The organism is Blastococcus aggregatus (assembly GCF_900221005.1).
In the GTDB taxonomy this organism is placed as follows: Bacteria; Actinomycetota; Actinomycetes; order Mycobacteriales; family Geodermatophilaceae; genus Blastococcus; species Blastococcus aggregatus.
Genome location: NZ_OBQI01000007.1, coordinates 239576 through 252414, shown reverse-complemented (window position 1 = coordinate 252414; position 12839 = coordinate 239576). Strand labels below are relative to the sequence as shown.

The following is a 12839-nucleotide window of genomic DNA, read 5'->3' as shown; positions in this document are numbered from 1 at the left end:
GGTCCCCGACGCGGGGTTGGGCTCTGCATGCGCCGACCGTGTCGTCCGGGCCTCCAGAAGTCCTCCAGTTAGCAAACTGGAGAGCGGTCATCGGCCGAGGTGAAGTGTGTGCCGGCGCTGGGGTGGTACCGAACGACTCTCACCGGCGGACGACTGGAGGATTACCGGAGCCCCGACGCCGCACGCCGGCGGATGCCGGCCCTCGATCGGGTTTCGGTCAGGGACGCTGGGCACCCTGCCGTGGAGCGCCGACCGCGCGCCGTGGAACCCCGTGCTTGTCCAGCACGCGGCGGACTGCGGTGGGCGAACGGTCGATCAGCTCGGCGATCTGCCGCAGCGAGCGGCCGGCGGCGTACTCGGCGAGGACGAAGGCCTCCAGCTGCGTCTGCAGCCGCAGACTGGGCACGGTGCCGGTGCGGGCAGTACCGGCGAAGGCGGGCAGCGGGCGAAGCTGTGGCCGCGGCGGATAGGGCATGGCTGGATCAGTGCCGAGCCGGCCAGGCGATCAGCGGTCCCAGCCGGAGGTCGGGGTCTACGCCCTGGCCGGCCGGAGCGCAGTGATCGTGGCTGCCGGCGGCGTGCGCAAACGCAGCGAGCACCAGGCCGAGTCTGCGACGGTCCAGCGCCACCACCACGTCGGCAAGGTCGACCGGCCGGCCGTCGGCGAGGCTTACGGCTACCCGGAGCACCGCAAGCTCCTCCGGGCTGCCGGGCAGCCGCCCGTCGGCGAGGGCAGCGTCGAGCTCGGCCCACTCAATGCGCGCCCACATCTGCCCGCCGACCGGCTCGGCCTCCACCGTGATCATCCCAGCGGCGGGCAGATGAGCCGGCCAGTAACCGTCGTTGGCGAGCAGCAGCACGGCGGCCTCGGCGGCGTAGTCACCGACCGCGGCATTCAGCAGCGCGACCTCTACCTCGTCGAGGTCGAGGTCGGCGGCGATCGGGTCGATGATGACCAGCGTCTCTCCTTCCATCCCGAGGGCCTGCGCACTCGAGTGTGGTCAGCAGGTACGACACCTCGACCTGCCGGCGAAGGTCCCGGACGTCCCGGACTGCGGTTCGTCCAGGTTGGACGCTTCCCTCGTTGTGGTGGATGCAGCCAGCGGCCGTCGTCACGAGGCACGGTCGAGGAACTGCCGGCGGGCGCGGTTGATGGTCTCCGCGGTGCTCATGGGCAGGTCCATCTCGTCCTCACCGTCGTGGACGGCCACGATGCGAGCGACGTAGGTCTCGGCCTCGGCGCGGTTGCCCTGGTGGTAGGCCACCCACATCGCGTCCAGCAGCACTTGTTCGTCGTCCGGCGCCACAAGCAGGGCGGTGGCCGAGGCGGTGCCGGCGGCGGCCAGGTCGCCGTCGGCGAGGGCGGCGGTGACGACCTGGTGGGCGACGTCGCAGACCGCGGCGGTGAGTGTGAGGTCCAAGCCGTCCAGCCACTCGTAGCCGGCCGGGCGCTGGGCGAACGGCGAGCCAGACACCAGCTGAAGGGCGGCCAGCAGGTCGGGCAGGCCGTCGTTTCCGCGGACAGCGGCGCGGGCGCGCAGCTGGCGGAAGAGGTCGGCGTCGACAAGCACGCCGGTCAACGTGTAGCGGCCGCGGTGGCCGGAACTGACGTGCTTTTGGCCGGTGGCGGGATCGGTGCCCAACCAGGCGCGGGCGCCGGCGGTGACCCGGTGGACGTAGGCGCGGGCGCTGACCGGGTCGGCCCTGCCGCCGCGGGCAGGCTGCAGCGCGGTGGCGGCCTCGTCGGCGGTGGCGCCGTGCGGGCGGGTGGCGAGGTAGGCGACCGTCTCCTCGTAACGGCGCCGCAGCCCGGACCGGGCGACGGCCGCCTCATCACCGTGCGCGCTCAGGGTGACCGGTCCGAGCAGCGTCAGCCGCGGCCGGGCGCATTCTGGCGACCACCAGTCGGCGAGATCGCGGTCGAGTTGGGCGAGGTCGTCCTCGATCCGGCTGCGCATGTCGGCTGGCGCCGCACGCCCCGGCGCCTCGGCGGCATCGCTCGCCGACGACGTCGTTCGGGCGGCAATGTCGGTCGGCGAGCGCGGCGTGGCATCGCCTGCTGCAGCAGTGGTGGACCTGCGTACGACCGTCTGCGGGGCGGCCAGTTGGACCCGTGGCTCGGTGATGCCCGAATCGGATGCGTCGTTGCGGAGGGCGCCGGCGGCGTCGGTGTGCACCTGCCAGGGGCGGTCGCCGGCGGCGACGGGGATTGGGTCGTCATTGGAGTCACGCTCGAAGGCCAGCAGCGTGGCGATGTCGCGACCCTGCTCGGCGGTCAGTTGTGGAGCCGGTAGCCGCAGCCCCAGTGCCGGAATGAGCAGCGACCCGTCGTCCGTCAGCGTCAGCAGCCACTCGTCGCCGGCCTCCCCCGCGTCGACGCCGAGCACGAGTGCGACCGCGGCGCGCCGCTCGCGGGCGGGCAAAGCAGCGGCGGCCTCGGTCAGTTCGCCGCCCTGATCTGGCGTCTGTGGGTTGAGGACGACCTGCGGCATCCAGCCGTCCCCCGCTCCGGCCCGCAACCGCCCGTCCAGCACGTCGTCGGTGTCGCGCTCGGCCGCTTCCCGCAGCGCGGCGTGCAGAGCGGGATCGTTGGCGGTGTCGGTCGGTTGGACCCGGTGCGGTGCCAGGTCGAGCAGTTCCTCGCCGAAACCAACGGTGGTGACAGTGAGGTGGTCCGACCAGCTGTTGACGGCCAGTTCGGCGGCCAGGTGCCGGGCGAAGTCCGTGCGGCGGTCGGCCGGTCCGGTCACGTACACGGCGCCGAGGCGTTCCAGGTCGAGCAGCCAACGGTCGCCGCCGTCGGTCCCGATGGTGACCAGGGTCGGATATGGCGCCAGGCGAGCCCGGACCACTTCGGTGGCCACGCCGGTGTCCCGGTCCAGCCGCACGAACCACCACAGGCCGGTGTCATCGGCGGTCCACGGTTCGGGCGGCGGACTGTCGGCCGGGGCGTGCAGCCGCAGCTCGAGCCGGCCGCCGTGCAGTCGGGCGGCGACAACGTCGGGCATCAGCCCGTCTGGGTGCTCGGAGATCCGGACGGCGAGTCCGCGCAGCGCCAGGTCGAGCGCGTCGTAGTCGGCCGTACCCGCGTCGGCCGCCGAGGTGACGACCGTCTGGGTGGCCGACAGCCCCTTCGGGAGGGGAATCAGCCGTCGGCCAGGGCGGCGGCGGCGCAGCCGCTGGCGGCGGTGCGCCAGCCACGTCGCGCCCACGCCTGCGGCGAGCAGTGCCCCGCTGCCGGCGAGAACGGCCGCCAGTTCCGCCGGGAACTGGTCCCCGTCGGCATCGAGGGCATCAGCGTCGACTGCCGACTGCACCGGTTCCTCGGCTGGACTCTGCGATGTCGGCGAGGCGGCGGAGGTCGATGAGGGCTCCGCCGGCACGGCTGGCTCGTCCTCATGCGGCGGGGGTGGCGGCGGTGCCTCCTCAGCCGGTGGTTCGGGGGTGGCGGGCGAAAAAGAGCCAGCGGCTGCCGGGTCTACGGGCGGGAGGTCGAGGACCTGCCCGGGGAGGATCAGGTCGGGATCGGTGAATCGGCCGCCGCCGGGAAGGGGTTCGCCGGCATTGAGGGCGTAGATCGGCTGCCAGCCGTCCAGGCCGTGTTGCTCGGCGATGTCGGTGAGGGTGTCGCCGGGCCCCACGGTCACCTCGCCGGCCGTCCTGTCGACCACGGGGACGCTGGCGTCGGGCGGAAGGATCAATACCCAGCCCGGACGGATCAGCCCCGGGTCGATGAGGATCGCGCCGTCAGGCTGGGGCCGGCCGCGGTTGAGCTCGAGGATTTCCTCGAAACGGGTCCAGTCGCCCAGGTAGCGGGCGGCGATGCGGCCGAGAGTGTCGCGCGGCTGCACCGAGTAGGTCGGACCGGCCGCGGGAGGTGCGGTAGGCGGGGTGTCGGCTGGCGGGGCGGGCGCCGGCGGCGGCTCCTCGTGGTCAAGCGGCTGTTCGGCGACGACCGGCGGACCGGCCACGGCCGGAGCGGCCAACAGCGGTGCGCTGGCGAAACCGAGGACGGCGGCCACCAGAAGGCCGGCGAGCTGCTGTGGGACCGCCAGGCCGGGCAGCCGCAGCGGTGGCAGTCCGCGCAACTGACTGACGAGCTCGACGGCCACCGACAGGGCGAAGCACGCCCAGGCACTCCAGCCGATCACCACGAGCAGTCCGAGGAAGACGGCGCCGGTGTCCGGTCCGCTCAGCGCAGTGGTCACCTCCACCCAGGAGGGCAGCTCGTCGGGCAGGTAAGCGCCACCGAGGTGCCATAGCGCAATCGGGACGCCGGCGACGGCGGCCGCCAACACCAGAAGGGCGAGCAGCTGGCGCAGCACGTCGAATGCCCGCGGTGGCGTGGTCATGGGCCCGCTCCCCCGTTCTGGCCGGTCCCTGTGATCAGGTCGGCGGTGCCGGAGCCCTCCACCGTGAGGGTGGAGATGCCGATCAGGCCCAGGAAGGTGGTGGGCTGGGTGATCGTGGTGGTCACGTACAGGGTGTCGCCGTCGACGACCGTCACCGCGCCCTGCACGTCGTTGCGGTCGAGGTAGTCCTGCGCGGCGGCGACAGCGGCGGTCGGGTCGACCTGCACCTGTCCGGCGAGGGCCGCGGAGATGTCGAGGGCCTGTCCGCCCGCGCGCGCCGCCTCGTCGGCGATGGCGTTGGCGCGCTGGGTCGCGGCCACCTTCGCGCCGCCGTCGACGGCCAGCCCGATGATGAGCAGCAGCCCGGGAACGAGAACGGCGAGGAAGACACTGATGGCGCCGCGCTCTCCGTCCGGCCGCCGGTGTCCGTGGTAGCCGGTCATCGTTCGCGGTAGGCGTCGATGGGGCTGATGAAGGAGGCTTCGACGGTGACCGAGCCGGGGAGGCCGGGGGCCAACAGGTCGGCCATGCCGACCACGCAGGTGATCGACACCGTGACGTCGCCCGGCTGGCCGAGCGGGGCTTGGAACCCCGCGGTGTCGACGTCCACCGTGGTGCGCTCGCAGCGCAGATCCTGAGCGGCCAGGGTGCGCTCCGCCTGGGCGCCGGCCCGTGCGGCGGCGGTGGCAGCGTCGCGGGCGAGCGATGCCTCCCGCGCGGCGGCTCGTGCGGCCTCTTGGACGGCACCCTCGGCGATCTGGGTGCGGCCGGCGACGACGGCGAAGGACAGCAGCAGGAGGAGCGCCGGGGCCAGCAGCGCCAGCTCGACCGACACCGACCCCCGCTCCCTGGCCTGGGCATTCATGGCGTGGGCCGTTCCACCGGGCCGACGGCGGTCTGGGTCACCGACCAGCCCGACAGGCCGGGGAAGAGGCTGAGCGAGCTGCCGGTGACGGTCACCTCGATGCTGCTCGGCGAGCCGGTCACGGTCACGTTCCGGGCGACGAGCAGGTCCTGCGCGGTCTGGTCGAGGAAGCCCTCGGCGGCAGACTGGGCGCGCGCGGTCGAGGCAGGCTGCACGCGGCCCTCGCGGGCGCCCTCCTGGGCGGCGCCCAGCGCGATCGAGCGGGCGTAGAACCACAGAGCCGCCTGGATCAGCGTCATCACCAGCAGCAACACCACCGGGAAGGCGACCGCCAGTTCCACCGACGCCGCACCGCGCTCGCCCGACATCCGTCGGCGCCCCACGCCGCCGGCCCGGCTGCCCGTAGCAGGGCAGGGCCGGGACACGGCCGCAGGGCCACACGGGCCGGCGAGGTGAGGCACGGGCCGGGCTACTGGATCTGGGCCGACCGAGAGGTGACCGCGTTGGCGATCACGGCCACCAGCGCGACGGCGATGCCGATCAGCGCCACAGTGATGATCACCTGCTCGACCGACAGCGAGCCGCGCTCCGGCTCGTCGCGGAGATCGCGCAGCCGGTCGCGCAGCTGCGCGCCGACGACGGTCAGGAGAGTGAGTATCGAGGTCATCGGGGTTCCTCTCGGATCGGGGTCACCGGGTCAGGTGGCCATGAGACGGGCCAGGGCGGGATAGAGGAAGAGCAGCAGAAAGGCGATCGACAGCAGGGCGACGGGAGCGGTGAGCTTTTCGCTGGCGGTGTTGGCCGCCGCCTCCTCCTCGGCCAGCAACTGGACCCGCAGCGACTGCGCGCGCGCCCGCAGCGTCGGCGCGATCGACGCGCCCTCCGAGGCGGCGACCTCGGCAATGTCAGCCACGTCGGCCAGCTCACCAACACCGGTGTCGGCGGCCATTCGGCGCAGGCCGTCCCACGGCGGATCGCCGGCCAGCCGGGCGGCGACCAGGGCGTCGGTGATCCGTCGGAACACCCAGCCCTCCCCCACGCCGGCGGCCCGCTCCAGGGCGATGGTGGGGCCCTCGCTGGCGTCGCGGCGCAGGCTGACCAGATCCAGATAGGACGCCAGCGCCCGCCGCATCTGACCGCGGGCCTCGGCGGCCTGGTCGCGCACGACCAGGTCTACGACGAGGAACAACACGCCAGCCAGCGCCAGCGATCCGGCCACCGGCACCACCACCGGCAGCCGGACGCCGGTCATGCCGAGCACGGCGGTCAACAGTGGAACGAACACCGCGCCGAAGGCGGCCAGACCGACCTTGCGGGCGGCGTAACCCTCCGGCGTCCAGCCGATCAGCGTCAGCGCCTGGGACGGCGCGCTCCTCCCGGCGGCGGGCAGCCGGGCGGCGGCCCAGGCACCGGCGCGGCCGGTTGCGCGTGCCCACCGGTCGCCTCCCTCCGGCATCGGCGCGACCGGGACAGGAGCCGCGCCCCCGTCGAGGCGGGCCAGCGCGTCGGCCAACCGCGGCTGCTCGACCACGAGAACAACCCGCAGCAGCAGGAACGCTCCGAGACCGACGAGCGCGCCGGAGCCGATCAGCAGTGCCTGGATGCCGCTCATGGGACCGGCAGCTCGTTCGGCTCGAGACCGAGAACCCGCAGGCTGCGGTCGGGATCGACCAGGAAGCGTGGGGACGGCGCAGGGGCGGTGAGCCGGCGCATCCACAGCAGGCAGGCGACGATCAGCCCGGCGATAGCGGCCAGCACCAGCTGCCCGACTCCCGTGCCGTAGGGAGCCAGGTAGTCGCCGTTGAGCGCGGCCAGCGCGGATGCGGCGACGGTGATCAGCAGCAGCCACCGGGCATTCGCGCGGGGCTTGGCGCGGTCGGCCTCGACCTTGCGCCGCATGGTTACGTCCTCGGTGAGGCTTCCCGCCAGCTCGGTCAGCACCCGTGCCAGCCCCGGCCCGCGCAGCTCCGCACCCAGCAACAGGGCGGCGACGACCAGGTCCCCGGCGGCGTCGTCGAGATCGTCGGCGAAGGCCAGCAGCGCCCGGGACGTCGGCCAGCGCGCCTGAAGCCGCGCGGCCAGTGCCGCTACCTCCGCCGCGATCGGTTCGGGAGCGGTGCGGGCCGAACGAATCAGCGTCTGCTCCAGCCCCCCGCCCGCAGCGAGTACGTCGGAGGTGCGGCGCACCCACTCCTGCAGCGCCTCCAGCCGCTCCACGGTGGCGTTGCCGCCGGAGAACTGCGCCAGCAGCCACGGCACACCGATCACCGCCAACCCGGTCAGCACGCCAGCGACCGGCCAGCCCGAGGCCAGCCACACCACCGCCGCCGCAACGGCGGCGGCCACCCACAGCGCCCGCTGCCGCCGCACCGCCGGGCCGTCGGCCCGCGCCGTCGGACGCGGCTGGCGGCGCCGCGGCCGAGCCGGCGGTTCGGGGGCGGTGAGGGCGTGGGCGGCTAGCAGCAGGCCGCCCATCAGCAGCGCCCCGCAGACGCCGGCAAGCAACCCCGTGCCGCTCACCGTCGTCCCCCGACAGCGCCAGCCCAGCGCCCGTGGCCTGGCCGGAGCCAGTCGGGATCGAAGCCCACCCGGACGTAGTCGGCGAGGTCCACCGGATCGTGCTCGGGTATGGCCCTGCCGTCGGGGCCTGGGGCGAAGACGTCGGTGACGGCCGGGCGCCCGCCCTCCCCGATGCCGTTGCACTCGAGGACCTGGCTAACGAACCGGTGCCGCTCGCCCCCGATCCACCGTTCGTCCACGGTGGTGATGTGCACGATCAGGTCGATCGCCGACGCGCAGGACCGGTAGACATGCTCCGGGGTGACCGCGGCGCGGCCGCGCATGCACAGGTTGGCCAGCCGCTCGAGGGCGTGGTGGGCTGAGCGGGCGTGCAGAGTGCAGGCCGAGCCGCCCTCCCCCGCCTCCATCACCTCGATCAGCGGCCACGCCTCATCGCCGCGGACCTCGCCCAGCCACACGCGGCTGACGTTCATGACCAGCGACTGCTCGACCAGCTCGGTCAGCGTCACCTCGCCGAGGCGGCGGCCGTCGGGTCCGCGCTCGCCGGTGCCCTCCCGGGCCTCGAACGGCACCACCCTCGGATGCCGGTCGGGCAGCTCGTGCAGCAGCAGCTCGAAATGCTTCTCGATCGTGGCCAGGTGCTCCTCGACCGGCAGCTCGTTGGCCAGCGCCCGCAGCATCAGCGTCTTGCCAGCAGCCTGGGCGCCGGTGACGACGATGTTCTTGCGCGCCCGCACCGCCGCCCGCAGGAACTCGGCCAGCGGCCGGTCGATCGCCCGCAGACCCACCATGTCGTCGAGGTCGACGTTCCGGATCCGGTGTCGGCGTATCACCAGATGGGGTCGCGGCACTGTCTCGATGACTGCGGCCAACCGGGACCCGTCAGGCAGGCGCATGGTGAGCAGCGGACTGGCTGTGGTTAGCGTCCGCTCCGCGCGGCCCAGCCGAGCGGCGATGTGCTGCAGTTGCCGCACCAACTCCTCGTCCGAGTCGGCGATCGGGTCAACGCGGACGTCCCGGCCGTCGGCGTAACCGATCCACACGTTGTCGTACCCGTGAACCTCGATGTTCTCTACCAGCGGGTCGTCCACGTAGGGCTGCAGCCGGCCCAACCCGAACTGGGCGGCGAACACCGCGTCAGCGATCACCCGCTCCTCGGCCGGCGTGGGAACCATCTGCCCGGCGCGCATCCGCTGCCGGACCAACTCATCGACGCCGTCCTGGACGAGCGTGCGGGCCAGCTCATGCTGCGCCATCATGCTGAGCGTCGGGCGGCGCTTGAGCTCCTCGGCCAAGGCCGTCGCCGTTGTCTGATGCAGCCGACGCACCAGCGTCCAGTCCACCGCCACCGGTGATGCGTCCGCTCGTCGAGGCACGGTGCCCGCGCTGAGCAGGTCGGTGGTGAGGTCAGCGGACACGGCTGCCCCCAAACGTGGTTGCGGGCGCAGGCACGGGCGCTGGCGGTGGTGTCAACCTGGATTCGTGAGCCGCGGCCAATTCGACCAACCGGGTCGCGACCGTCCGCGCGGCTCGTAGCAGCGGCGACTGGGTGAACAGCCGGCCCGCCGGCGCGCCGTCGCTGAGCACTGCGGCCGCCTTCGGATCCCGCGGCAGCGAACCGACCGAGGGAACGCCGAGTGCCTCGCTGATCTCTCGCTCGCCGTACGGCTCCCCCGGCCCGATCACCAGCGTGCCCAGCATGCCGGGGTACGCCTCCCGCCCTCGGAGTTCGGCAATCGCCTGCGTCGCCGCACGCACGGCGCGAAGCGTGGAGCCGGTGGCCAGCACGACGGCGGCAGCCCGTTGGACCACGGCGGCCGGGAAGTGCTCAGCGCGCCGCCGCCCGCAGTCGGCCACCACGTCCACGGCGCCGTCCTCCACCGCCGCCAGCACGGCGGCCAGGCGATTCCAGTCCATATGTCGGGCGCCGGCGGGATCGGCCAGGCCGGGTAGCAGCCGCGCACGTCCTTCGGAGTCGAGCCGCAGCAGCTGACGGTCCAGGTGCAGGGCCGGCCCGCCGCGCCGCGCCGCGAGCTCCAGGTCGGCCAGCCCGCCCGCGAACGGCTCGCCTCGGCCGTACCCCGGCAATACGTCCCCGCCGGCCGGATCCAGCTCGGCTAGGACCACCGGGCGAGGCCAGGACAGCGCCAGAGCCAGCCCGCTAGTGGTCACGCCGGGTGCGCCCTTGGCCGAGCACAGTGCGATCAACACGGCAGCCGCCCCGCCTACTCGCCGGCCACCACGACGATGGCGATCAGGCCTGCGGCGGCACGGGCGGCGACGTCCGGCCCGTCGGCCTCGTCGACGAGCACGTCGACGACCCGCAGCCCGTCGGTTCCGGGAGGGCCAGAGTTCACCACGGTCGCTTCCACCACGCTCGGAACTCCTTGGGTCGTGGCTGGAGCGCTGCCCGCGGCCACGGGCACCAGGAGGACGTCGTCGCCCGGCCGCAGCGGGGTCGTCGGTAGTTGCACGAGCGACACGCCAACCCCGATCAGCTGCTGTCCTGGAGCCGGGAGGCGCTCATCGGTCAGGGCGTCGCGGGTGAGCAACGAACCGGGCCCCAGGGTGGTCGCCGCGACCAGGCCGATCACTTCGTCGCGGTCGACGTACGGGATGGGCTCCAACGCCGGATCGGCAGAGATCGTTGCTTCTACGAGGTCGGCAGCGGTGAGAGTCTGCCCCCACGGCACCTCGCGTGCGATCGCGATCACGGCGGTCGTCTGACCCAGCGACGTCGCCAGATAGGTCGCCCCAAGAGCACCGAGCACCACCATGCTCACGGCCAATGCCAGAAGGGCCGGACGGCGCCGGCGGCGAGGTGGCGGCAGCACCGGCGCGCGAGGCAGGCCATGCATTTCCGCCGGAGAGGGCGCTGCCCCGGTCGTCGGCGGCTGGGTCCGGGTCATCGGCTTGCCCCGTCCTGGTTGAGGACGTGCAGTTCACCGACGAACAACTCCGCCGAAGAGGACAGCTCCAGCGTCTCTGTGCCCGACAGCCCACTACCGGACCAGGTGATCGTCCACGTGCTCGTCGCTGTGATGGGCCACGGGCCACCGCCCGGTACGTGTCGGCTCGACGCCTGCGCATACACATGGCCGCAGTCCGGAGACGCGCCTTCGGTGCCCTGCACGTACGGCGTCCCGAGGCCGCAGGTGACGATGTGTCCGTCGCCCATGTTCCAGAGGACCTGGCTGACCCGAGCTTCGGCGGTCACCGTCACGCCTCCGGCGGAGGCAGAGGCCTGGACAGGGCCAGTCGTGCCTGCGGTGCGTGCGACCCACATCCACACCGGTAGACCCACCAATCCGCTCCGGGAAGCCGGCGGTGGTGCCATCCCGATGTCCGGCGCCTTCAGTGCCATGGATGCGATTGCCTCCTGAGCGAGGAGGCGAGGGTCCACCGGGGGGGCGCCAGGTGCTCCAGCCCCGTTCGACAAGAAGATCAGGCCCGACCACAATCCTGATCCGGTTCCGACCGGGCGCGGGCATGTGAAGACCCAGATCATCCCGTCTTCCGGACGATGTCCGGCCCATACCGGGTCCCCAATCCACGGTTGAGGATCTGCAACCGCTCTCGTGCAACTGGGCGGGGGCGCCTCTCCGACTGCCGGCTGCTCCCAGCCAGGGCTGACGTCGTTGTCCCCACCGGCGCCTTGTCCCGCGGATGTCGCCTGGACCAGGCAGATCCCGGTCTGGGCATCCCTTTGCGCGCACTCCACGGGTGGAGCTGCCATTGCGACGTTCAGCCCGCCGGAGACCGTGAAGATCGCGATCGCGAGCAGGACCACGCGGTGCGACGTCAGCATGGTCGATCCGTCAGCGGGTCCAACTCGTTGACCAGCCACGGGGATCCCGGTTCGGCCTCGTAGCGCGTGACGGTGATGTCCCAGACGTACCGCGGCGGAGTCCCGTGGGGCACGACCTCCCCGTTCTCGACCCTCAGAACGCGCGTGCTCTCGCTGTCGTAGCAGCCGGTGATCCTCACGGTGGGTCCCTCGGGAGCCGTTAGGTCGACGTCGGTGACCTCCAGGTCGACTGCGGTGTCGCCTTCCTGACGGAGCCCGAGGGCTGCGTAGTCCCGTACTGCCGTGACGGCGAGCAGCGCGGCGGGGTCACCCGAGAACCGCCGGATCTCTGGCTCCCAGTCCCTGGCACCTGGGTCCTTCTTGGCCGCGTCAGTGACGCGCAGCAGCTCGTTGACGACCACGGTGGCATCTGTTGCCGCCTCGTCTTCGGGGCTCGGCGCGTTGCTCGTGGCAGGAGCGGTCGTCGAAGTCCGCGAAGTCGAAGACGTCGTCGCGCTCGGCGTCGAGCCCTCCGGACTGGCCTCGCCCGCCGTGCATCCAGCGAGGGGCAGTAGCGCAAGGAGCGCACCAGCCGCCCACCGCCGCCTGGTCATCGCGACTGCCCGCGCCGGGTAGGGAGACCGTGCTTCGGTACGAGGCTGACTGCCCGCGGTCGGTGGACGAGTCCCTGGGGCATGCGGTCCCATGCCGCACTCGACTCCGTCGTGCGGGCCATTGGGCACCTCCCCCGGGCAACTGCGCGGGAAATTACCACCGGGATCGTCCGGGGAGGCAGGCTCTTTCTCCAGTAATTCTCCAGTTCAGCCTTCGAAAGTCGCCATGGCCGCGTGGTCCCTGCGAGAGCGGCGGACGGCCGCCTCCACTCGCGGGCTGTCCACGCCGAGAACCTGGCTGATGGCGGCTATCACCTCGGGCGAGGGATCCGCCCCGGGGCGGCCGTCTTCCAGCCGCAAATACGTCATGACCGACAACCCGGGCCCAGTCACCTCATTCGTGGCAAATCCGGCCGCCAAGCGCAGAGCCGCCAGAGGTGGGTCGTCGCGGTCAACGTCGAGGAGATACAAGGGGTCGACGCCCAGCGCGGTCGCAAGCCTCGGCACGAAGCGGGGTCGCGGACGCTCGAGTCCCGTCTCCCAGACCCGGATGCGCACCGGACTGGAGAGCTCCAGATTTTCAGCCAGTTCTTCTCGGCTCAGGCCGATGGCCTCACGGGCAGCCTGCAGGCGGTCGCCTCGAAGCAGCGGCCGCGCCACGGCAGCTCCCCCATCACCCGATCGGTGGACACCCGCCCCGT

General features: G+C 72.5%; 15 protein-coding genes. All 15 read right to left on the bottom strand.

Annotated features, from left to right (window positions below):
• Window positions 1–217: 217 nt before the first annotated feature.
• Window positions 218–475 (bottom strand): helix-turn-helix domain-containing protein, encoded by a 258-nt coding sequence (locus CRP29_RS21155; RefSeq protein ID WP_097197031.1) that lies wholly within the window; start codon window positions 473–475, stop codon window positions 218–220.
• Window positions 476–482: 7 nt separating this feature from the next.
• Window positions 483–974: a hypothetical protein gene (locus CRP29_RS21150; RefSeq protein WP_097197030.1), complete on the bottom strand. Its 492-nt coding sequence runs from the start codon at window positions 972–974 to the stop codon at window positions 483–485.
• A 138-nt stretch (window positions 975–1112) separates the two neighbouring features.
• Complete coding sequence (locus tag CRP29_RS21145; RefSeq protein ID WP_097197029.1) at window positions 1113–4352, bottom strand: AfsR/SARP family transcriptional regulator; 3240 nt, start codon at window positions 4350–4352, stop codon at window positions 1113–1115.
• The gene (locus CRP29_RS21140; protein ID WP_014375313.1) at window positions 4349–4795 is read right to left on the bottom strand and encodes a TadE/TadG family type IV pilus assembly protein; all 447 of its coding nucleotides are present in this window, start codon (window positions 4793–4795) and stop codon (window positions 4349–4351) included. The genes CRP29_RS21145 and CRP29_RS21140 overlap by 4 nt, the downstream gene beginning before the upstream one ends.
• Window positions 4792–5187, bottom strand: a complete 396-nt coding sequence (locus CRP29_RS21135; protein WP_236825405.1) for a TadE/TadG family type IV pilus assembly protein — start codon at window positions 5185–5187, stop codon at window positions 4792–4794. Before CRP29_RS21135 ends, CRP29_RS21140 begins: the two co-directional genes overlap by 4 nt.
• 26 nt (window positions 5188–5213) lie before the next feature.
• A complete protein-coding gene (locus CRP29_RS21130; protein WP_225236003.1) occupies window positions 5214–5585 on the bottom strand; it encodes a TadE/TadG family type IV pilus assembly protein in 372 nt (123 codons plus the stop codon).
• Between the two features lie 101 nt (window positions 5586–5686).
• Complete coding sequence (locus CRP29_RS21125; RefSeq protein WP_097197027.1) at window positions 5687–5884, bottom strand: hypothetical protein; 198 nt, start codon at window positions 5882–5884, stop codon at window positions 5687–5689.
• Between the two features lie 30 nt (window positions 5885–5914).
• Window positions 5915–6829 (bottom strand): type II secretion system F family protein, encoded by a 915-nt coding sequence (locus tag CRP29_RS21120; RefSeq protein ID WP_097197026.1) that lies wholly within the window; start codon window positions 6827–6829, stop codon window positions 5915–5917.
• Window positions 6826–7737, bottom strand: a complete 912-nt coding sequence (locus tag CRP29_RS21115; RefSeq protein WP_097197025.1) for a type II secretion system F family protein — start codon at window positions 7735–7737, stop codon at window positions 6826–6828. Before CRP29_RS21115 ends, CRP29_RS21120 begins: the two co-directional genes overlap by 4 nt.
• The gene (locus CRP29_RS21110) at window positions 7734–9155 is read right to left on the bottom strand and encodes a TadA family conjugal transfer-associated ATPase (RefSeq protein ID WP_097197024.1); all 1422 of its coding nucleotides are present in this window, start codon (window positions 9153–9155) and stop codon (window positions 7734–7736) included. The genes CRP29_RS21115 and CRP29_RS21110 overlap by 4 nt, the downstream gene beginning before the upstream one ends.
• Window positions 9145–9948, bottom strand: coding sequence for a CpaE/TadZ family protein (locus CRP29_RS21105; RefSeq protein ID WP_097197023.1), 804 nt, complete (start codon window positions 9946–9948; stop codon window positions 9145–9147). Before CRP29_RS21105 ends, CRP29_RS21110 begins: the two co-directional genes overlap by 11 nt.
• Window positions 9949–9962: 14 nt before the next feature.
• Window positions 9963–10646, bottom strand: a complete 684-nt coding sequence (locus CRP29_RS21100; RefSeq protein WP_097197022.1) for an SAF domain-containing protein — start codon at window positions 10644–10646, stop codon at window positions 9963–9965.
• On the bottom strand, window positions 10643–10960 hold the full coding sequence (locus CRP29_RS23440; protein ID WP_236825406.1) for a hypothetical protein: 318 nt from the start codon (window positions 10958–10960) through the stop codon (window positions 10643–10645). The genes CRP29_RS21100 and CRP29_RS23440 overlap by 4 nt, the downstream gene beginning before the upstream one ends.
• Window positions 10961–11538: 578 nt before the next feature.
• On the bottom strand, window positions 11539–11946 hold the full coding sequence (locus tag CRP29_RS21090; RefSeq protein WP_225232370.1) for a hypothetical protein: 408 nt from the start codon (window positions 11944–11946) through the stop codon (window positions 11539–11541).
• Between the two features lie 399 nt (window positions 11947–12345).
• Window positions 12346–12798, bottom strand: a complete 453-nt coding sequence (locus CRP29_RS21085) for a helix-turn-helix domain-containing protein (RefSeq protein WP_097197019.1) — start codon at window positions 12796–12798, stop codon at window positions 12346–12348.
• Between the last annotated feature and the right edge of the window lie 41 nt (window positions 12799–12839).